The sequence below is a fragment of the Streptomyces sp. NPDC029138 genome (assembly GCF_055564375.1).
In genome coordinates this window covers 95,459-116,858 of sequence record NZ_JBVHWM010000005.1, presented here as the reverse complement: position 1 = coordinate 116,858, position 21,400 = coordinate 95,459, and the positions used below count along the sequence as shown (strand labels likewise).

The following is a 21,400-nucleotide window of genomic DNA, read 5'->3' as shown; positions in this document are numbered from 1 at the left end:
CCCGAGAACGGCTCCACCCGGCGGTGGAGCACCCCTAGGGGTTCCTCCGTACTACGGCTCGGGGAGGGTTCGTCCCGGCGGAGGACGAGACCGGCCGGGGGCGTTCCTTAACCTGGCTTTACGCCACTGGGGGGCGGCGGACCGCACCGGCGGGGGTGGGGATTTCCCCCGGGAAAGACGGGGCTTCGCACCAGCGCGTGACGCCCCCGCCGACCGCGAGACTCATCGACGTACCCAAGACGACGTCCCGGGAGACCGGGCGCTCCGCACCGACATGCAAACCGACATAGGAGACATACCGTGACATCGGCTGTAAGCATTCCCAGGCATGGGGGCACTGGAGGGCGTACGGCCGTTGCCGCGCGGGCGCGGCAGGTCGTGAAGGCGTACGGGTCCGGCGAGACCCGTGTCGTCGCCCTCGACCACGTCGACGTGGACATCGCCCGTGGCCAGTTCACCGCGATCATGGGCCCCTCCGGGTCCGGCAAGTCCACCCTGATGCACTGCCTCGCCGGCCTCGACACGGTGACGAGCGGTCAGATCCACCTGGACGAGACCGAGATCACCGGCCTGAAGGACAAGAAGCTCACCCAGCTGCGCCGGGACCGGATCGGCTTCATCTTCCAGGCGTTCAACCTGCTGCCGACGCTGAACGCGATCGAGAACATCACGCTGCCCATGGACATCGCCGGCCGCAAACCCGACCGGGCCTGGCTGGACCGCGTGGTGGAGACCGTCGGGCTCGCCGGGCGCCTCAAGCACCGCCCCACCCAGCTCTCCGGCGGCCAGCAGCAGCGCGTCGCCGTGGCCCGCGCGCTCGCCGCCCGCCCGGAGATCATCTTCGGGGACGAGCCGACCGGAAACCTCGACTCGCGGGCGGGAGCGGAGGTGCTGGGCTTCCTGCGCCGCTCGGTGGACGAACTCGGCCAGACCATCGTCATGGTCACCCACGATCCGGTGGCCGCCTCCTACGCCGACCGCGTGCTCTACCTCGCCGACGGCCGGATCGTCGACGAGATGTACCAGCCGACGGCCGATCAGGTCCTGGACCGCATGAAGGACTTCGACGCCCGGGGGCGCACGTCATGACCGTCCTGAAGACCTCGATGCGCAACTTCTTCGCGCACAAGGGCCGCATGGCGCTGTCGGCGATCGCGGTCCTGCTGTCGGTGGCGTTCGTGTGCGGCACGCTCGTGTTCACCGACACGATGAACACCACCTTCGACAAGCTGTTCCAGGCCACGTCGTCGGACGTCCAGGTCAGCGCCAAGGGCTCCTCCGACACCGGGGAGACCACCTCCCGCACCGGCCGGCCGCCGGTGCTGCCCGCCTCCGTGGTCGGTGAGATCCGCAAGGCCCAGGGCGTGCGGTCGGCCGAGGGCACCGTGTTCTCCACCTCGGTGACCGTCATCGACGCCGACAAGGACAAGCTGTCGCCCAGCAGCGGCGCTCCCACCATCGTCGGCAGCTGGAACGGCAACGACGCCCGCACCATGGAGATCACCTCCGGTACGGCCCCCAAGGGCCCGGACCAGGTGATGATCGACGCCGACACCGCCGACAAGCACCACCTCAAGCTCGGCGACGAGATCGGCGTGATCACGGCCGTCGGCACGCACCACGCGCGCGTGTCCGGCATCGCCGCCTTCAAGGTCACCAACCCGGGCGCGGCGATCTTCTACCTGGACACGAAGACCGCCCAGCGGACCCTCGTCGGCCGGACCGGCGTCTACACCAACGTCAACGTCATGGCCGCCAAGGGCGTGACCGACGCGCAGCTGAAGAAGAACGTCACCGCCGTCCTCGGGCACGACTACAAGGTGCAGACCGCCAAGGAGGTCGCCGACGCCAACCAGAAGGACGTCCAGAGCTTCCTGAACGTCATGAAGTACGCGATGCTCGGCTTCGCCGGGATCGCCTTCCTCGTCGGCATCTTCCTGATCATCAACACCTTCTCCATGCTGGTCGCCCAGCGCACCCGGGAGATCGGCCTGCTGCGCGCCATCGGCTCCTCCCGCAAGCAGGTCAACCGGTCCGTGCTGGTCGAGGCGCTGCTGCTCGGCGTGCTCGGCTCGGTGCTCGGCGTCGGCGCGGGCGTCGGCATCGCGATCGGGCTGATGAAGCTCATGGGCCGGATGGGCATGAACCTGTCCACCGATGACCTCACCGTCGCCTGGACCACCCCCGCGATCGGCCTGCTCCTCGGCGTGGTCGTCACCGTCCTCGCCGCCTACCTGCCCGCCCGGCGCGCCGGCAAGGTCTCCCCGATGGCCGCCCTGCGCGACGCGGGCGCCCCGGCCGACGCCAAGGCCGGCGCCGTCCGGGCCGTGATCGGCCTGCTGCTGACCGCCGCCGGCGGCTGGTGCCTGTACGTCGCCGCCACCGCCGACCAGGCCAAGACCGGCTCGGGCTGGCTGGGCCTGGGCGTGGTGGCCACGCTCATCGGCTTCGTCGTCATCGGCCCGCTGCTCGCCGCCGGACTGGTCCGCGTCCTCGGCGCGGTCATCCTGCGGATCTTCGGGCCCGTGGGCCGGATGGCCGAGCGCAACGCGCTGCGCAACCCGCGCCGCACCGGCGCCACCGGCGCCGCCCTGATGATCGGCCTCGCCCTGGTGGCCTGCCTGTCGGTGGTCGGCTCCTCCATGGTGGCCTCCGCCACCGACCAACTGGACAAGACCGTGGGCACGGACTTCATCATCCAGGAGGACAACGGCCAGGTCATCACCCCGCAGGCGGTCAAGGCCGTCAAGGACACGCCGGGCCTCGCGCGGGTCACCGAGTACAAGGTCCTGGACGCCTCCCTGACCACGCCGGACGGCCGCACCACCAAGAACGAGACAATCAACGCGGCCGACCCGACGTACGCGCGGGACGTGCGCACCGAGACCGTGGCCGGCACCCTCGCCGACGCCTACAAGCCCGACTCGATGTCCGTCTTCGAGGGCTTCGCCGAGGACCACGGCATCAAGCTCGGCTCCACGGTCGCCGTCCACTTCAAGGACGGCCGCACGGCGAAGCTGACCGTCCGCGCGATCACCAGCGACGAGGCCGTCATCGACAAGGGCGCGATGTACGCCTCCATCGCCACGGCCGCGAAGTACATCCCCGCCGCCGACATGCCGCTGGACGATCTGCTCTTCGCCACGGCGAAGGACGGCCAGGAGAAGACCGCCTACGCGGCGCTGAAGTCGGCCCTGCACGAGTTCCCGCAGTACACCGTGCGCGACCAGACCGACTACAAGCAGGCACTGAAGGACCAGATCGGCCAGCTCCTGAACATGATCTACGGCCTGCTGGCGCTCGCGATCATCGTCGCGGTCCTGGGCGTGGTGAACACCCTGGCCCTGTCGGTGGTCGAGCGGACCCGGGAGATCGGCCTCATGCGGGCCATCGGCCTCTCCCGCCGCCAGCTGCGCCGCATGATCCGCCTGGAGTCCGTGGTGATCGCCGTCTTCGGTGCACTGCTCGGCCTGGGGCTCGGCATGGGCTGGGGCGCTACCGCCCAGAAGCTCCTCGCCCTGGAGGGCCTGAACGTCCTGGAGATCCCCTGGCCGACGATCACCGGTGTCTTCATCGGCTCGGCCTTCGTGGGCCTGTTCGCCGCGCTGATCCCGGCGTTCCGCGCGGGCCGCATGAACGTCCTGAACGCCATCGCGACGGAGTAGCCGCGCAGGCCGGGCCGACGGCCACCGCATACGGGGGTTGCGGAGGAGGACCGGTGCCGGGAAGTCCTGGGGGACTTCCCGGCACCGGGTTCTTCTGGGAAACGGGGGGTCCAGGGGGCGGAGCCACTTGGTTGTCCACAGGCCCAACGGCAACGTCGACAGCGTCGTAGGCTGGACAGCCCCGGTCGCCACACGCGCCGGGCACTTGCGTTGCCCACCCATGGACGGAAAAAGCCCCCCATGAGCCTGCACGGTCTGCTCGACGCCGTAGTCAAGGACCCCGCCCTCGCGGAAGCGATCGCGGCGGCGGCGGACGGCAACCGCCCGCACGTCGACCTCGTCGGCCCCCCTGCCGCCCGCCCCTTCGCGATCGCCGCCCTGGCCCGCGAGGCCGGCCGCCCGGTGCTGGCGGTCACCGCGACCGGCCGCGAGGCCGAGGACCTGGCCGCCGCCCTGCGCTCCCTGCTGCCCGAAGAGGGCGTCGTGGAGTACCCCTCCTGGGAGACCCTCCCGCACGAGCGGCTCAGCCCGCGCAGCGACACCGTCGGCCGCCGCCTCGCCGTCCTGCGCCGCCTCGCCCACCCCAGCCCCGACGACCCCGAGACCGGCCCGGTCTCCGTCGTCGTGGCCCCCGTGCGCTCCGTGCTCCAGCCGCAGGTCAAGGGCCTCGGCGACCTGGAACCGGTGGCCCTGAGGACCGGCCGGACCGCCGACCTCGACGACGTCGTCGAAGCCCTCGCAGCCGCCGCCTACGCGCGCGTGGAGCTGGTCGAGAAGCGCGGCGAGTTCGCCGTACGCGGCGGCATCCTGGACGTCTTCCCGCCCACCGAGGAACACCCCCTGCGCATCGAGTTCTGGGGCGACGACGTCGAGGAGATCCGCTACTTCAAGGTCGCCGACCAGCGCTCCCTCGAAGTCGCCGAGCACGGTCTGTGGGCGCCCCCGTGCCGCGAGCTGCTGCTCACCGACGACGTCCGCGCACGCGCGCGTGCCCTCGCCGAGGAGCACCCGGAGCTGGGCGAACTCCTGAACAAGATCGCCGAGGGCATCGCGGTCGAGGGCATGGAGTCCCTGGCCCCCGTCCTCGTCGACGACATGGAGCTGCTGCTCGACGTGCTGCCCCAGGGCGCGATGGCCGTCGTCTGCGACCCGGAGCGGGTCCGCACCCGCGCCGCCGACCTCGTCGCCACCTCGCAGGAGTTCCTCCAGGCCTCCTGGGCGGCCACCGCCGGCGGCGGCGAGGCGCCGATCGACGTCGGCGCGGCCTCCCTGTGGTCCATCGCCGACGTCCGCGACCGCGCGCGCGAGCTGGGCATGATGTGGTGGTCCGTGTCCCCGTTCGCGGCCGACCTCGAACTGGAGGCGGACACCCTCAAGCTCGGCATGCACGCCCCCGAGACCTACCGCGGCGACACCGCGCGGGCCCTCGCCGACACCAAGGGCTGGCTCGCCGACGGCTGGCGCGCCGTCTTCGTCACCGAGGGCCACGGCCCGGCCGCGCGCACGGTGGAGGTCCTCGGCGGCGAGGGCATCGCCGCCCGCCTCGACGCCGACCTCGGCGAGCTGAGCCCGTCGGTGGTGCACGTCTCCTGCGGCTCGATCGAGTACGGCTTCGTGGACCCGGCGCTCAGACTCGCCGTGCTCACCGAGACCGACCTGTCCGGGCAGCGCACCGCCACGCGCGACGGCGCCCGGATGCCGGCCCGCCGCCGCAAGACCATCGACCCGCTCACCCTGGAGCCGGGCGACTACATCGTCCACGAACAGCACGGCGTCGGCCGCTACATCGAGATGGTGCAGCGCACCGTCCAGGGCGCCACCCGCGAGTACCTGGTCGTGGAGTACGCGCCCGCCAAGCGCGGCCAGCCCGGCGACCGGCTCTACATCCCGACCGACCAGCTGGAGCAGATCACCAAGTACGTCGGCGGCGAGGCACCCACCCTGCACCGCCTCGGCGGCGCCGACTGGACGAAGACCAAGGCCCGCGCGAAGAAGGCCGTCAAGGAGATCGCCGCCGACCTGATCAAGCTCTACAGCGCGCGCATGGCCGCCCCCGGCCACGCCTTCGGCGCCGACACCCCCTGGCAGCGCGAGCTGGAGGACGCCTTCCCGTACGCGGAGACCCCGGACCAGCTCACCACCATCGCCGAGGTCAAGGAGGACATGGAGAAGTCGGTCCCCATGGACCGCCTGGTGTGCGGCGACGTCGGCTACGGCAAGACCGAGATCGCCGTACGGGCCGCCTTCAAGGCCGTACAGGACGGCAAGCAGGTCGCCGTACTCGTCCCCACGACCCTGCTGGTGCAGCAGCACTTCGGCACGTTCTCCGAGCGGTACGGACAGTTCCCGGTGAACGTGCGGGCGCTCTCCCGCTTCCAGACCGACACCGAGGCCAAGGCCGTCCTGGAGGGGCTGAAGGAGGGCTCGGTGGACGTCGTCATCGGCACCCACCGCCTGTTCTCCTCGGAGACCAGATTCAAGGACCTGGGCCTGGTCATCGTGGACGAGGAGCAGCGCTTCGGCGTCGAGCACAAGGAGCAGCTGAAGAAGCTCCGCGCCAACGTCGACGTGCTGACGATGTCCGCGACCCCGATCCCGCGCACCCTGGAGATGGCGGTCACCGGCATCCGCGAGATGTCCACGATCACCACGCCCCCGGAGGAGCGGCACCCGGTGCTCACCTTCGTCGGGCCGTACGAGGAGAGGCAGATCGGCGCGGCCATCCGCCGCGAACTGCTCCGCGAGGGCCAGGTCTTCTACATCCACAACCGCGTCGAGTCCATCGACCGCGCGGCGGCCAGGCTCCGCGAGATCGTCCCCGAGGCGCGCATCGCTACGGCCCACGGCCAGATGTCGGAGTCCGCGCTGGAGCAGGTCGTGGTCGACTTCTGGGAGAAGAAGTTCGACGTGCTGGTGTCGACCACGATCGTGGAGTCCGGCATCGACATCTCCAACGCCAACACGCTGATCGTGGAGCGCGGCGACACCTTCGGCCTGTCCCAGCTGCACCAGTTGCGCGGCCGGGTCGGCCGTGGCCGGGAGCGCGGTTACGCGTACTTCCTGTACCCGCCGGAGAAGCCGCTGACGGAGACCGCGCACGAGCGCCTCGCGACGATCGCCCAGCACACCGAGATGGGCGCCGGCATGTACGTGGCGATGAAGGACCTGGAGATCCGCGGCGCCGGCAACCTGCTCGGCGGCGAGCAGTCCGGGCACATCGCGGGCGTCGGCTTCGACCTGTACGTCCGCATGGTCGGCGAGGCCGTCGCGGACTACCGGCGCCAGCTGGAGACCGGCGGGATCGAGGAGGAGCTGCCGCTGGAAGTCAAGATCGAGCTGCCGGTCGACGCGCACGTCCCGCACGACTACGCGCCCGGCGAGCGCCTGCGCCTCCAGGCGTACCGGGCCATCGCCTCCGCCAACTCGGAGGAGGACATCAAGGCCGTCCGCGAGGAACTCACCGACCGCTACGGCAAGCTGCCCGAGCCGGTGGAGAACCTGCTGCTGGTGGCCGGGCTGCGGATGCTCGCGCGCGCCTGCGGGGTCGGCGAGATCGTCCTGCAAGGCACCAACATCCGCTTCGCGCCGGTGGAACTGCGCGAGTCGCAGGAGCTGCGGCTCAAGCGGCTCTACCCGGGCACGGTCATCAAGCCCGCCGCGCACCAGGTGCTGGTCCCGCGCCCGAAGACCGCCAAGGTCGGCGGCAAGCCGCTGGTCGGCCGCGAACTGCTGGCCTGGGTCGGCGAGTTCCTCACCTCGATCCTGGGCTAGCGGGCGATGCACGGGAGCGGCGACGGGGGCGGGCGCGGGTGTGGCGACGGGGTCGGGGCGCGCGTGCGGATCGGTGAGCTGGCGGGGTCGGCACCCGCGTGCGGATCGGTGAGCTGGCCGAGGGGACCGGGGCGACACCGCGCGCCCTGCGCCACTACGAGCGGCAGGGCCTGATCACGTCCGTGCGCGCGGCCAACGGCTACCGCGCGTACGACACCGGTACGGCCGTCCGGGTCCGCGACATCCGCCGGCTGCTGGAGGAGGGCCTCACCCTGGACGGCGTACGGGCGTTCCGGACCCCTGAAGGGGCTTGAGCCCGGGGCGACCCCCGGCGGTCTCGGCCAGGGGCGCGGCGCGGCGGCCGACGGCCACGACCCGGGCGCCCTCGGCGGCGAACGCGCGCGGTGGCGCGGCCGGTGCCGGTGCCGGCGCCGGTCACGAGAACGGTACGGGGTCCCTGGAAGTGGCTGTTCTCGCTCATCTCGCTCATGCGGGATCGTCGGACCCTGACGCCAGTGACAACGTCAACTCCGGCCGGGGGCGCGCGGACGGCAACAGCCCGTCACATTCCTCGACCGGCGCCCGATTTGCTTCCCGATCACCCCTTTGCGCTCGCATCTGATGGGCGACAGCGGGAAGTTACGGTGGTGAGCGGAACGATCCGCCCGCGCCTGCGGGGCGGGCCAGGGTGAGCGAGGGAGACGCACTGTGACGCGTCCGAGGGGCGGAGCGGCCATCGCCGTGGCCGTGCTGGTCGCCGTGACCGGCTGCACGGCCGAGCAGACCGAGGGGGCCTCCGGACCCCCGAAAAACGGAGGCGGGGGCGGCGGCGCGGCCCTGGCCGCCGCCGACTCACTGACCGTCAAGGGGCGCGCGCCGAAGACCGGTTACTCCCGGGAAAGGTTCGGCACCGCCTGGGCGGACACCGACTCCAACTCCTGCGACACCCGCGACGACATCCTCAAACGCGACCTGAAGAAGGTGCGGTTCACCGGCGGCGGCTGCAAGGTCTCCTACGGTCTGCTGGACCCCGACCCGTACTCCGGCAAGGACATCACCTACCGGCGCGGCCGCAGCCAGGTCGACATCGACCACGTCGTCGCCCTCTCCGACGCCTGGCAGAAGGGCGCCAAGTACTGGGACCCCAGCAAGCGCATAGCGCTGGCCAACGACCCCCTGAACCTCCTCGCGGTCGACGCGAGCACCAACCGTGGCAAGGGCGACGGCGACGCGGCCACCTGGCTGCCGCCCGACAAGGGCTACCGGTGCGCCTATGTCGCCGCCCAGGTCGCGGTCAAGAAGAAGTACGGCCTGTGGGTCACCGCCGCCGAGCGGACCGCCATGAAGAAGGTCCTCTCCGGCTGCCCGGACCAGAAACTCCCCACCGGCGGCAACCCGACCAAAGCACCCGAGCGTTTCCGGGCCCGGTGATCCGCCCGGCCGCCGGCCAAATCGCTGTCCCGCCCGGGGGCGTACCGCCTACCGTGACCGTCATGGACTTCAAGGTGAGCAGCCTCGCCGAGCGGCCCGACCGGCTCCCGGCGGTGCTCGGCATGACCGACACCTGGCCCGAGTTCGTCACCCACGACCTCGTGGGCAACGCCCACTACGGCCGCATCCCCACCGAACTGCCGGAGTACGCGCTGTTCGCCGAGGACGAGGACGGCCAGGTCGTCGCCCACGCCTACAGCGTGCCGTTCGCCCTCGACCTGGACGGCCGGCGCGCCCTGCCGGCCCGGGGCTGGGACCAGGTCCTGGCGTGGGCCTTCGCCGACCTGCGCCGCGGCACCCGCCCGGACACCGTCAGCGCCATCGCGGTCACCATCGCCCCGCACGCCCAGGGCCACGGCCTGTCGTCCGTCATGCTCTCGGCGATGCGCGACAACGCCCGTGCCCGCGGCTTCCGCGAGGTCGTCGCCCCCGTCCGCCCGAACGCCAAGCACCGCGAGCCGCACACCCCGATCGCCGAGTACGCCCACCGGGTCCGCCCCGACGGGCTGCCCGAGGACCCGTGGCTGCGCGTGCACGCCCGGGCCGGCGCCACCGTCGACTCCATCGCGCCGGCCTCCATGACGGTGACCGGCTCGCTGGAGGAGTGGCGCCGCTGGACCGGGCTGCCCTTCGACACGGCGGGCGACGTCGAGGTGCCCGGCGCGCTGGTCCCGGTCCGCTGCGAACCGGAGCACGGGTACGCCGTCTACGTCGAACCCAACGTCTGGATGCGGCACCCGCTGTGACCCCGCGCCGGGCCCCGCCCGGCATCGGCCGTTACGGCGCATCCGCCGTTACAGCGCATCAGCCGTTACGGCCTATCGGCCGTTACAGCGCGTCCAGGTCGATGATCTCGCCCGTGGGCTTCTGCGCGGGCACTGGCTTGCCGTAGTCGACGAACGACAGGTGCTCCGGCTCCTTCCCGCCGGACGCGCTGTCGACGCGGAGCAGGTACGGCTTGCCCTCGGTCGCCACATACGCCGTGTAGCGCTCCTTGCCGTCCTTCTCGGCCAGGGCGATCGCGGGCGTGCCGTCGATCCGCGTGGTCTTCCCACGGGTGGTGCCCGCCGTGCCGCCGTCGCTCATGTCACCGAGGACCGAGTCCAGGTCGCAGAAGCTCGCGATGTCCTTGGCGTCCTGGCCCTTCACGGCCATCTTGGTCCACTTACCGGCCAGCATGTCCACGGCCGCCTCCGTGTCCTCCTTGGACTCGCCCTCGCTCTGGGCGCGCAGGAACGCCGCGTCGTACTTCATGTAGACGGTGCTGCCCGTTTTGATCAGCTGAGCCTTGCCCTGGCCGTCCATGTTCATCGTGCCGGCGCACTCGCCCTTGTGGTTGACCGCCATGTCGATGTCGATGACGCCCTTGCTCTCGTCGTCGGTGACCCGGCCCTTCAGCCGCACGGACGAGGCGCCCGTGGTGGCCTTCAGCGCGCGGTCGGCGATCTCGCCGCCGCTCATCCCGGCGAACGGGCCCTTCGGCTTGCTGTCCGCCGAGTCCTGCCCCGGCAGGCAGCCGGTGGTGAGCCCCGCTGTGGCCGCGGCGGCGAGACAGAGGGCGGCGAGGACGGTACGACGCATGGCAGTTCCTTGCTGAGAGAAGTGGGTGGGTGAGCGGGGAGCCGTACGGCTCCGTGGGGGGTGGTGGTGCGGGACCGGCGCGGGGTGTCGTACCCCGCGCCGGGATGAGCGGAGGGGTCAGGCCTTCTTCCAGGTGCCGCAGTCGTTCGTCTTGAAGTAGGCGTCCGACGCGCTGATGGTGACGACGGCCGTGCCGGTGACGTTGTTGTTGGCGATGATCGAGTCCAGCCCGTGGTCGGCGTCCTTCGTACGCTCCCAGTAGCAGGAGTCGTCCGCGTTGCCGGTCGACCTGTAAGTGCCCGGCGCGATGTCCGTACCGACCTTGAACATGCCCCCGTCGCCGTCCATCGAGGAGGCGGGCGTGCCCTTCGTCTTCGGGCCCACCGCCTCCCAGTCCTCACAGCCGGCGGACTTGAACAGCTTGTCGGTGGGCTTGATGGTCACGTAACTCGTGCCGCTGACATTGTCGTTGGCGAGCATGGAGTCCAGCTCGCCCGAGGCGTCCTTGGCGCGCTCCCAGTAGCACATGTCGTCGTCGTTGCCGGTCGTGCGGTACGTCCCCGGCTTCACGTCGGTGCCGATCTGGTACTCGCCGTCGCCCCCGAAGGCGGCCTTCTTCTCCTCGGACTTCGCCTCGGCCTTCTTGGTGCCCCCCGAGTCCTCGTTGCCGCCGGACTTGTGCTCGGCCGACGCGGAGGACCCCTTGTCACCGCCGCCGGAACCGCCGTCCTTGCCGTCGTTGCCGGCGTTGGCGGACACGGCACCGATGACGACGATCCCGACGACGGCACCGAGTGCGACCTTGGCCTTCATGCCCATGGCGAACCCCTCCCCAAATGCTGCGGCCTCCCCCTCGGTGGCCGCTGTTCGCTGGGTCAATAAGATCAGAGCTTGTGAACCGAGTCAACACGGTTCACAGGTCGACGGGGGTACACGGTCGTGAATCAGGGGATCTTGTGTACGTCGGTATGCTCAGTGCTCACACGGGACGAGGGGAGCGAAGCCGGTGCAGGACAACGCGACAGAGGTGACCGCAGCCGGTATCGCGCGGCTCGCCGGAGTGGGCCGGGCCGCCGTCAGCAACTGGCGCCGCCGGCACGCCGACTTCCCGAAGCCGGTGGGCGGTACCGAGACCAGCCCCTCCTTCGCGCTCGCCGAGGTAGAGGCCTGGCTGCGCAAGCAGGGCAAACTCGCCGAGGTCCCGCTGCGCGAACGCGTCTGGCAGCAGCTCGCCGGGCACCCGGAAGGACCGCTGACGGCCCTGGTGCACACCGGCTGTGTGCTGCTGCTGATCCATGAGCGGCCCACCGTCTGGCTCGACGCGAGCGCGGGCTCCGACGCACGGCTGGCCGCGATCCTGTCGGGGGCGCTGGATCAGGTACTGATCCCGCGGCTTGGTGGGCCGGCGGGACGTGCGGGGCGGGGGGCGGGCGTGAAGCCGTCGGCCAAGGCCGGTGGTGTGAACGGGGCGGCCGACGCCGGGGATGTGAACGCGGGCGCTGGCGCCGGTGGTGTGAAGGCGGGTGCTGGCGCCGGTGGTGTGAACAGCGGTGGCGACGGCGCTCATGTGAACACCGGCGCTGGCGGCGCTCGTGTGAACGCGCGTGGCGACGCCGCCCGTGTGAACGCCGGCGTTGGCTCGGCGCGTGTGAACCCCGCTGTCGCCGCCGTCGGTGTGAACCCCGGTGCTGATGCCGCCGCTGTGAACGCCAGTGTCGACGCCGCCGCTGTGAACCGCCCTCTCACACCTCCCGCTGTGAACTCCTCGCAGACGCCGCCACCCGTGAACGCGCCCCCAACTATTCACAGCGCGCAGGCCGTTCACACCCCCACCGGCCCCCAACTCACCCTCTCCGCCCCCCTCCTCCGCGGCGCCGCCGAACTGGCCGCCGAGGTGGGGGCGCGGCAGGCGTTCGAGTTCCTGGTGGGCCGGCACCTGGACGCCAACCCCCGCCAGTACACGCTCACCCCGGCCGAACTCGCCGGTCTCATGGCCGACCTCGCCGGCCCGGCCCGCACCGTCCTGGACCCGGCCTGCGGCACCGGCGCCCTGCTGCGCGCCGTCGCCACCCGCCCCGACCAGGAGCTGTACGCCCAGGACAGCGCCCCCGAACTCGCCGCGATCAGCGCGCTGCGGCTCGCGCTGCACAGCCGGGCCACCGTGCGCGCCGCCGCCGGCGACACCCTGCGCGCCGACGCGCACCCCGGGCTGCGCGCCGACGCGGTCCTGTGCCATCCGCCGTTCAACGAGCGCAACTGGGGCCATGACGAACTCGCCTACGACCCCCGCTGGGAGTACGGTTTCCCGGCCCGCACCGAGTCCGAACTGGCCTGGGTGCAGCACGCGCTGGCCCGGCTGACCGACGGCGGCACCGCCGTGCTGCTCATGCCGCCCGCCGCCGCCTCCCGCCGTTCCGGGCGCCGGATCCGCGCCGATCTGCTGCGCCGGGGCGCGCTGCGGGCCGTGGTCGCGCTGCCGGTCGGGGCGGCACCGCCGTACAACATCCCGCTGCACCTGTGGGTGCTGCGTCGGCCCGACCGGACGCCGGCGGCGCCCGAGGTGCTGCTCGTGGACACCGGGAGGTTCGCCGGGGAGGGGCGGGGCGGCCCGGACTGGGAGGCGGTACGGGAGGCCGTGACGGACGCCTGGGGCGCCTTCACGCGCGCGGGGCGGCTCACGGAGCGGCCGGGGATCGCCCGTTCGGTGCCGGTCATCGATCTCCTGGACGACGACGTGGACCTGGCTCCCGCCCGCCATCTGCCGCCGGCCGCGGAGGCCGACGGCGCCGAGCAGCTCACGCGGGTGCGCGAGCGCCTGGGCGCGACCCTGCGCCTGACCGCCGACCTCACCCCGCCCCCGGCCGACCCGTCGCCGGCCGCGCGCTGGCCGCTCACCACGATCGGTGAACTCGCGCGCGGGGGCGCGCTGGTGATGCGCACCGGCGGAAACGGCGGCCACGCGCGCGTGCCGGTGCTCACCGACCACGACGTCCTCGCCGGAACGGCGCCTTCGGGCACGCTTCCGGAGAGCGAGGAGGAGGCCGTACTGACCGAGCCGGGCGATGTCGTCGTACCGGTGCTCGGCGGGGGATCGGTGGCGCGCGTCATCGACGAGGCGACCGGGGGCGCGGTCCTGGGGCGCAACCTCGTGCTGCTGCGCCCCGACCGGACGGCGCTCGACCCGTGGTTCCTCGCCGGGTTCCTCCGGGGTACGGCCAACAACCGGCAGGCCAGCAGCTATGCCTCCACGGCGACCCGCCTGGACGTGCGCCGGCTGCACCTGCCCCGGCTCCCGCTGGAGGAACAGCGGCGCTACGGCGACCGGTTCCGCGCGCTGGACGAGTTCGAGCGCGCGCTCAGGCACGCGAGCCGGCTCGGGGAGCAACTCGTGCGCGGCATGTACGACGGACTGACGGACGGCACGGTCGCACCCGACTGAGCCCGACTGAACCAACTGAACCCGACTGAACCCGGCTTACCGAACGGTCCCAGCGAACCGCGTGAAGTGACCGAACGGCGTGAAGTGATCAGGGAGACAACGGTTCGGTACAACCCGTGACCGGTTGTCCTTGTCGGCCTATACGCTCGGACTCCGACCGGGACACCGTCCCGTCGGCGTCCGTCCCCATCGGTCCCACTCGGTCCAGGAGCAGTCATGTACGGCCACGGCGCGGTGCCGCCTCCCCGCAGCGCGGGAAAGGTCATCTCCCTGCGCGTGATGTTCGCGGCGGCCGGGGCACTCAGCTGCGGACTGCTGTCCTGTCTGCCGTTGTTCCGGGTGGCCTTCGTGCGGGGCCGCTGGTCCGACTGGTTGACCGCCTGGCTGAGCCTGCCGCTGTCCATCACCGGGTTCGTGGTGGTGGGTGAACTGCCGGAGGAGGACTGGCGCAGCGACCTCGCGCTGAGCCTGCTCCTGCTCCTCGGCGTGGCGTCCGCGGTCTACTACCTGGTGGTGGACATCCGGCTGCACCACCAGCAGCGGTTCGCCGGGTTCGCCCACACGCACGCCGCTCCCCACGCCCCGACCGCGCCCGGACCCTACGGCTTCGGGCACGCGGCGCCGCCGTACACGACGCCCGTACCGGCCCCGCAGCCCCCGGTGCCGCCCGCGCACCCCACGCCGATACCCCAGCCGCACCCCCGGATACCCGGGCCGCCGCACACCGGGGCCGTGCCCCCGGCGCCCGTGCCGCGGGCCGAGCCGCCGCAGCGCCCCGCCCCCGCCCGCATCGACCAGGTACGCGCCGAACTGGACGAACTCAGCGACTATCTGCGCCGGCACGAAGGACACGAGGGCCACGGCGAGGGCGGACGGTGACCGTGACGACAGGGCGCATGGTCGCCGACCGATACGAGCTGTCCACGCTCATCGGGCAGGGCGGCATGGGCCAGGTCTGGACGGCGTACGACCGCAGGCTCGACCGGCGCGTGGCGGTGAAGCTGCTGCGCCCGGACAAGGTGGCGGGCCAGGAGGCGGACGAGCTGCGCCGCCGGTTCGTGCGCGAGTGCCGGGTGACCGCTCAGGTGGACCACCCCGGTCTGGTGACGGTCCACGACGCGGGCAGCGAGGGCGAGGAGCTGTTCCTCGTCATGCAGTACGTCGACGGCGCCGACCTCTCCGACCACCTCGCCGAGCACGACCCGTACCCGTGGCAGTGGGCGGTCGCGGTGGCCGCGCAACTGTGCGCCGTACTGAGCGCCGTGCACGCCGTGCCGATCGTGCACCGCGACCTCAAGCCGCGCAATGTGATGGTGAAACAGGACGGCACGGTCACCGTCCTCGACCTGGGTGTGGCCTCCGTGATGGACACCGACACCACGCGCCTGACCCACACCGGCTCCCCGATCGGCTCGCCCGCCTACATGGCGCCGGAACAGGCGATGGGCGGCGCGGTCGGCCCGTACACCGACCTGTACGCGCTCGGCGTGCTGATGCACGAACTGCTCAGCGGCGAGGTGCCGTTCGCCGGCTCCACGGCGCTGGGCGTGCTGCACCGGCACCTGTACGAGCCCCCGCTGCCCGTGCGCCGGATCCGGCCCGAGGTCCCCGAGGCGCTGGAGACCCTGGTGCTGCGGCTGCTCGCCAAGGACCCGCAGCACCGGCCGGCGTCCGCGCAGGAGGTGTACGAGGACCTGGCGCTGCTCCTGCCCGCGCGCGGGACGCCCACCGGGGCGCCCCTGGACCCCACCCGCCCCTTCCTGCGCCCGCACGCCCCCTGGCCGGACCGGGCGCGGACCCCCGCGCCCCAGCCCGCGCCCGTCGCTCCGGCGCCGCCGGTGGCCGAGAAGCCCGATGTCGCCGCCGCCGTGGACGAGGTCAAGCGCCTGCTGGGCGAGGGCCGTATCACGCAGGCCGTCGACATCCTGGGCGCGATCCTGCCGGCCGCCGCCGAGCAGCACGGCGAGCACTCCCCGGTCGTCCGCACCCTGCGCAAGCAGTACGCGGCGACCCTCATGGACGACGGCCAGTACCGGCGCGCGTTGCCCGAACTGCGCCGGCTCGCGGACGAACGCGCCGCCGAGGCCGGCCAGGCCGACCCGCAGTCGCTGCGCTACCGCTACGAGGCCGCGCAGTGCCTGGAGCAACTCGGCGAACCGGCGGCGGCGCTCGCCGAGTACCGCGCGCTGCTGCCGTACTACGAGAACCAGTACGTCTCCGGGGACCCACAGCTCGCCCACGAGGTGCGCCGCCGCATCGGCCATCTGCTGCTCGCCCTCGGCGACCGGCCGGCCGCCCACGACACGCTCGCGCGCCTCGTCCTGGACGTCGAGCGGCTGCACGGCCCCGGCCATCCGCTGGCCGTGGAGGTCCGCCGGACGCTCCAGTGGCTCGGGCAGGTACGCGGGTAGCAAGGAGGCGCACGGCGGCGTCACGCTGAGCGTCGCCCTGGACGCCCGGGACGCGCCGGTGGCCAGCGTCGGCCGACCCGGCGGCCCCCTCCCGGAGCGGCGCGGCGGTGCCCGAAGCGCGCGCGAATCGTTGGTCGAATGGGTTGGCCGCAGCCTGCTCACTGCCTACCATCGATCACCGCAAGACTTTGTGCACCGTCGCACAATCTCCCTTGGAGGTCTCCTTGCACCGCCGCCGTCGCACCGCGCTCGTCCTCACCGCCGCGATCGCCGCCGCGGCACCCCTGCTGACCGCCTGCGGAAGCGACGCGCACCCGGGCGCCGCGGCCGTCGTCGGCGGGCAGCGGATCAGCGTCGCCCAGCTGGAGAGCCGGGTCAACGAGGTCCGCCGGGCACAGCGGGCCGCGGTGCCGGACGAGACGCAGTACCAGCAGGTCGTCTCCTCCACCGGCACCCTCACCCGCGACACCCTGCACAACATGGTCCTCGACCGGGTGCTGCACCGTGCCGCGCGGGACGCGGGCATCACGGTGACCCGCAAGGAGGTCCAGCAGATGCGCGGCGAGCTGGAGCGGCAGGCCGGCGGCGGCAAGGGCCTGGAGGCGGCCTGGTTGCAGAAGTACGGCATCGCCCCGGCCCGCCTCGACGACAACCTGCGCCTGCAACTGGAGGCCCAGAAGCTCGCCGCGCGGCTCGGCACCGACACCAGCCAGCCCGCCTTCTGGAAGGCCCTGTCCAAGGCCTCCGAGGAACTCCACGTCGACCTCAACCCGCGCTACGGCTCCTGGGACGTCCAGAAGAGCAGCAGGGTGGACGCGGAGACGCCGTGGGTGCGGGAGGTCACGACGGCGGGCGGGGAGCCGGTGACGGCGTAGGCGGGCCGCTGCCCGGCGGGGCGGTGCCACCGGTCACGTGGCGGTGCCACCGGTCATACGATCACACGACCCCGTCGGGCCTGTGGACAACCGAATCCTCTCCCTCGCCCCGTGGGTTACGTTCGGATCGTGAACGAAACCAGCCCCGAAGCCCGTGGGGAAGCCGCCCCCGGCCGCATCGTCCTGCTCACCACCAGCCACCGCGTCGCCCCCGGTCTGCTGTCCTGGCCCGCCTGGCAGGCCCTGCGCACCGCCGACGCCGTGCTGTGCGCGGACGGCGCCCATCCGCAGCTGCCGTATCTGCGCGAGGCCGGGATCGCGGTGGCGGAGGCGTCCCCCACCGCCCAGGAGCTGGTCGACGCCTGCGCCGGAGGCCGGACGGTGGTGGTCGTCGCCACGGGTGAGGGAGAGCCCGCCCTCACCGACGGCCTGGCCCGCCTGGCCGGCTCCGGCCGGGTCGCCATGCCGGAGCTGGAGCTGCTCCCCGCCTCCTACGACCTGCCCGGCGCCCGCCTGCTGGACCTCGTGCAGGTGATGGACCGCATCCGCGCCGAGTGCCCGTGGTCCTCCCGGCAGACCCACGAGGGCCTGGCGAAGTACGGCATCGAGGAGGCGTACGAACTGGTCGAGGCGATCGAGGCCGGCGACCGCGCGGAGCTGCGCGAAGAGCTGGGCGACGTCCTCCTCCAGGTCGTCTTCCACTCCCGCATCGCCGAGGAGGACCCGGACGCGCCGTTCTCCGTCGACGACGTCGCCGGCGGCATCGTCGCCAAGCTCATCCACCGGCACCCGCACGTCTTCGGCGACGAGGAGGCCGAGACCCCGGAGGACGTCAAGGAGCACTGGCTGCGCACCAAGGCGGAGGAGAAGCGGCGCGACTCGGTCACGGACGGCGTCCCGCTCGGCCAGCCCGGCCTGGCCCTCGCCGCCAAGCTCGCCTCCCGCACCCGCACGGCGGGCCTGGCGGTACCCCTGCCGCAGGGCGAGGGCATCGGCTACGAGCTGCTGGCGCTGGCGGTCCGCGCCGAGGCCTCCGGCGTCGACCCGGAGGCGGCGCTGCGGGCGGCGGCCCGGGCGTACCGGGACGCGATACGGACGGCCGAGGGCCTGCCCGCTTAGCCCCGCGGCCCGAGGACGCCGCACGGATTCCAGCCCTACGCTCAGCCCGCTTCCCCGGTGCCGGAGGAACGGCTCCACAGGACAACCCCCGCCGGTCCGGCGCTCCTGGGGTCTGCGGGCTCCGCAGGGCAGCCCCCCCGCGGCTCCCGCGCCCTCGGGGTCTGCGGGCTCCGCAGTACAACCCCCGCCGCTGCCCCGCCCCCGGGTCTGCGGGCTCCGTAGGACACCCCGCCTCTCCCGCGCCCCCCGGGGGTCAGCCCCACCCCGCCCGGCACTGCTCGGCCGGCGGGATACGGTCGAGGAGTGACCGACCAGCCCCACCTCGACCAGCCCGCTCCCGCCCTCTTCACCTGGGAGTTCGCCGCCGACCCCTACCCGGCTTACGCCTGGCTGCGCGAGCACGCCCCCGTGCACCGGACGCGGTTGCCGAGCGGGGTCGAGGCCTGGCTGGTCACCCGGTACGCCGATGCCCGGCAGGCCCTGGCCGACCAACGGCTGAGCAAGAACCCGGCGCATCACGACGAACCCGCGCACGCCAAGGGCAAGACCGGCATCCCAGGCGAGCGCAAGGCCGAGCTGATGACGCATCTGCTGAACATCGACCCGCCGGACCACACCCGGCTGCGCCGCCTGGTCAGCAAGGCCTTCACACCCCGCCGCGTCGCCGAGTTCGCGCCCCGGGTGCAGGAGCTGACCGATCACCTCATCGACCAGTTCGCGCGGCGCGGCTCCGCCGACCTCATCCACGAGTTCGCCTTCCCGCTGCCCATCTACGCCATCTGCGACCTGCTCGGCGTCCCGCGCGAGGACCAGGACGACTTCCGGGACTGGGCGGGCATGATGATCCGGCACGGCGGAGGCCCCCGGGGCGGGGTCGCCCGGTCGGTGAAGAAGATGCGCGGCTATCTCGCCGAGCTGATCCACAAGAAGCGCGAGGCTCTGCCGGCCGAGCCGGCGCCCGGCGAGGACCTGATCTCCGGCCTCATCCGTGCCTCGGACCACGGCGAGCACCTCACCGAGAACGAGGCCGCGGCCATGGCCTTCATCCTCCTCTTCGCCGGCTTCGAGACGACCGTCAATCTCATCGGCAACGGCACCTACGCCCTGCTCACGCACCCCGAGCAGCGCCGGCGGCTCGAGGAGTCCCTCGCGCGCCAGGAGACGGAGCTGCTGGCGACCGGCGTGGAGGAACTGCTGCGCTACGACGGCCCGGTGGAGCTGGCCACCTGGCGGTTCGCCACCGAGCCGCTCACCATCGGCGGGCAGAGCATCGCGCCGGGCGACCCGGTGCTCGTCGTCCTCGCCGCCGCCGACCGGGACCCGGAGCGGTTCGCCGACCCGGACGTGCTGGACCTCGCCCGCCGCGACAACCAGCACCTCGGTTACGGCCACGGCATCCACTACTGCCTCGGCGCGCCGCTCGCCCGCCTGGAGGGTCAGACCGCGCTCGCCACGCTGCTCACCCGGCTGCCCGATCTGCGGCTCGCCGCGGACCCGGCCGAGCTGCGCTGGCGCGGCGGGCTCATCATGCGCGGCCTGCGCACGCTGCCGGTGGAGTTCACGCCCACCGACGGCCACAGGGCCTGATCGCACCGCCTGATCGCACCGCCTGGACGCGGCCCGCCGGGGCCTCGGCACAGGTCCTTCAAGGGAAGATGACAGACGTTCAACTCTGTGATCTTCACGTGATCTGCGCGGCATGAACTTGTGACAAGTGATCGTCTGCCGATACGTTCACCCATCAGCGCGGCGACCGGCTTCATCCGCCGCGCCGGTCCTGCTGTCGCTCGAAAGGCTTCTGCATGCTCTCCGGGAACGGCCGACACCGTCGCCCCCGTCAGGCCCCGGCTCTCCTCGTCGCGGCCGGAGTGACCGGCTCCGCCATCGCCATCCCGCTCCTCGGCGCGGCGAGCGCCAACGCGGCGGACGGCACCACCTGGGACAAGGTGGCCGAGTGCGAGAGCGGCGGCTCCTGGAGCGCGGACCCTGGCAACGGGTACTACGGCGGCCTCCAGATCTCGCAGGAGGACTGGAACGCGTACGGCGGCGGCCGGTTCGCGGCCAGCCCCGACCAGGCCAGCCGCAACCAGCAGATCGCCGTCGCCGAGAAGATCCTCGCCGACAGGGGCACCACCCCCTGGGCCACCTGCGCCCTGCTGTCCGGTCTGACCGAGGACTCGGGCTCGACGCACGTCGACACGGGTGTCGGCGGCTCCGGTGGCAGCGGCGGTTCGGGTGACTCGTCCGGATCGGCCGGCAACTCCGGTACATCCGGTTCGTCCGGTGGCTCCGACTCGTCCGGTCTGCCGGGTTCGTCGCCCTCCACCGGTGCCGGCTCGGACGCCAACTCCGGCTCGAAGACGGGTTCCTCCTCGGACGACACCGGCACTCCGAGCGTCAAGCCGGGCAAGGACGCCGGTGAGGCCACCGGTTCGACGGGGACCAAAACCCCCAAGTCCGACAAGTCCACCGCGCCGAGCGCCGGAAGCTCACAGGGAACCGACAGTTCGCCCACGGCCACCCCGGACGCCGGCATCCAGGACAACCCGCAGCAGGCCGCCGGTTCTTGGAGCCTGGTCGACACCGGGTCCCTCAGCGGCGGACGCCACCGCGGCGCGAGCGCGGACGAGACCGGTGCGGACGAAAGCGTGACAAACGGTCAGAAGGCCGCATCTTCCGGCCGTCATGCCTCCCGCGAAACGGACACGTACACCGTCCGCCAGGGCGACTCCCTCGTCTCCATCGCCGACTCCCTTGACGTCGACGGCGGGTGGCGCGCGCTCTACGCCGACAACAAGACGGCCATCGGAACCGACCCGAACGACATCAGTGCCGGTCAGACCCTGGAAATCGGGGGCGAAACGGGCGCGAGGTAGCGGGAGTTGACGCCCCACTTAACGCCCTAATGTCCGGTTTGGCGAAAGTGTGGGATGAGTCTCAGAAGCCCTGATCGTCTTTGAAATTCCGCGGATCGCGTGTCTACGGTCAGGACCGCTCGTCACCACGAGCCCCGGCAGCCGCAACGCCGAATCCTGCCAGCGGTTGCCC

The 21,400-nt window shown here is 72.2% G+C and carries 14 protein-coding genes and 1 pseudogene; 13 read left to right on the top strand and 2 right to left on the bottom strand.

Features of this window, described 5'->3' with window-relative positions; translation table 11 throughout:
* The first annotated feature begins 300 nt into the window (after nucleotides 1-300).
* The 6 genes and pseudogenes from ACZ4WH_RS07530 to ACZ4WH_RS07505 all read left to right on the top strand — a co-directional run bounded on the left by ACZ4WH_RS07530 (nucleotide 301) and on the right by ACZ4WH_RS07505 (nucleotide 9,673).
* On the top strand, nucleotides 301-1,089 hold the full coding sequence (locus ACZ4WH_RS07530) for an ABC transporter ATP-binding protein (RefSeq protein WP_468177603.1): 789 nt from the start codon (nucleotides 301-303) through the stop codon (nucleotides 1,087-1,089).
* A complete protein-coding gene (locus tag ACZ4WH_RS07525) occupies nucleotides 1,086-3,665 on the top strand; it encodes an ABC transporter permease (RefSeq protein ID WP_468177601.1) in 2,580 nt (859 codons plus the stop codon). The genes ACZ4WH_RS07530 and ACZ4WH_RS07525 overlap by 4 nt, the downstream gene beginning before the upstream one ends.
* A gap of 240 nt (nucleotides 3,666-3,905) precedes the next feature.
* Nucleotides 3,906-7,436, top strand: coding sequence for a transcription-repair coupling factor (gene mfd, locus ACZ4WH_RS07520; protein WP_468177599.1), 3,531 nt, complete (start codon nucleotides 3,906-3,908; stop codon nucleotides 7,434-7,436).
* Between the two features lie 98 nt (nucleotides 7,437-7,534).
* Nucleotides 7,535-7,729, top strand: a pseudogene (locus ACZ4WH_RS07515) (MerR family transcriptional regulator); the annotation flags it as partial.
* Between the two features lie 415 nt (nucleotides 7,730-8,144).
* Nucleotides 8,145-8,867: an HNH endonuclease family protein gene (locus tag ACZ4WH_RS07510; RefSeq protein ID WP_468177597.1), complete on the top strand. Its 723-nt coding sequence runs from the start codon at nucleotides 8,145-8,147 to the stop codon at nucleotides 8,865-8,867.
* A 62-nt stretch (nucleotides 8,868-8,929) separates the two neighbouring features.
* Nucleotides 8,930-9,673 (top strand): GNAT family N-acetyltransferase, encoded by a 744-nt coding sequence (locus ACZ4WH_RS07505; protein ID WP_468177595.1) that lies wholly within the window; start codon nucleotides 8,930-8,932, stop codon nucleotides 9,671-9,673.
* An 82-nt stretch (nucleotides 9,674-9,755) separates the two neighbouring features.
* Here ACZ4WH_RS07505 and ACZ4WH_RS07500 read toward each other — a convergent pair whose 3' ends face one another.
* Together ACZ4WH_RS07500 and ACZ4WH_RS07495 are read right to left on the bottom strand one after the other, a co-directional pair.
* Nucleotides 9,756-10,508, bottom strand: coding sequence for a hypothetical protein (locus tag ACZ4WH_RS07500; protein ID WP_468177593.1), 753 nt, complete (start codon nucleotides 10,506-10,508; stop codon nucleotides 9,756-9,758).
* Between the two features lie 117 nt (nucleotides 10,509-10,625).
* Entirely contained in the window at nucleotides 10,626-11,327 is a 702-nt protein-coding gene (locus tag ACZ4WH_RS07495) for a hypothetical protein (RefSeq protein ID WP_468177591.1), read from the bottom strand.
* A 187-nt stretch (nucleotides 11,328-11,514) separates the two neighbouring features.
* Here ACZ4WH_RS07495 and ACZ4WH_RS07490 point away from each other — a divergent pair, with 187 nt between their 5' ends.
* From ACZ4WH_RS07490 to ACZ4WH_RS07460, 7 genes are all read left to right on the top strand, one after another.
* Nucleotides 11,515-13,947, top strand: coding sequence for an N-6 DNA methylase (locus tag ACZ4WH_RS07490; protein ID WP_468177589.1), 2,433 nt, complete (start codon nucleotides 11,515-11,517; stop codon nucleotides 13,945-13,947).
* A gap of 216 nt (nucleotides 13,948-14,163) precedes the next feature.
* Nucleotides 14,164-14,826, top strand: coding sequence for a hypothetical protein (locus ACZ4WH_RS07485; RefSeq protein ID WP_468177587.1), 663 nt, complete (start codon nucleotides 14,164-14,166; stop codon nucleotides 14,824-14,826).
* A gap of 17 nt (nucleotides 14,827-14,843) precedes the next feature.
* A complete protein-coding gene (locus ACZ4WH_RS07480) occupies nucleotides 14,844-16,358 on the top strand; it encodes a protein kinase domain-containing protein (RefSeq protein ID WP_468177585.1) in 1,515 nt (504 codons plus the stop codon).
* Nucleotides 16,359-16,582: 224 nt separating this feature from the next.
* Complete coding sequence (locus ACZ4WH_RS07475; RefSeq protein WP_468177583.1) at nucleotides 16,583-17,233, top strand: SurA N-terminal domain-containing protein; 651 nt, start codon at nucleotides 16,583-16,585, stop codon at nucleotides 17,231-17,233.
* A gap of 129 nt (nucleotides 17,234-17,362) precedes the next feature.
* Nucleotides 17,363-18,352 (top strand): nucleoside triphosphate pyrophosphohydrolase, encoded by a 990-nt coding sequence (locus ACZ4WH_RS07470; protein WP_468177581.1) that lies wholly within the window; start codon nucleotides 17,363-17,365, stop codon nucleotides 18,350-18,352.
* 303 nt (nucleotides 18,353-18,655) lie between these two features.
* Complete coding sequence (locus ACZ4WH_RS07465; protein WP_468177579.1) at nucleotides 18,656-19,939, top strand: cytochrome P450 family protein; 1,284 nt, start codon at nucleotides 18,656-18,658, stop codon at nucleotides 19,937-19,939.
* A 215-nt stretch (nucleotides 19,940-20,154) separates the two neighbouring features.
* Nucleotides 20,155-21,228, top strand: coding sequence for a transglycosylase family protein (locus tag ACZ4WH_RS07460; protein WP_468177577.1), 1,074 nt, complete (start codon nucleotides 20,155-20,157; stop codon nucleotides 21,226-21,228).
* Nucleotides 21,229-21,400 lie beyond the last annotated feature (172 nt).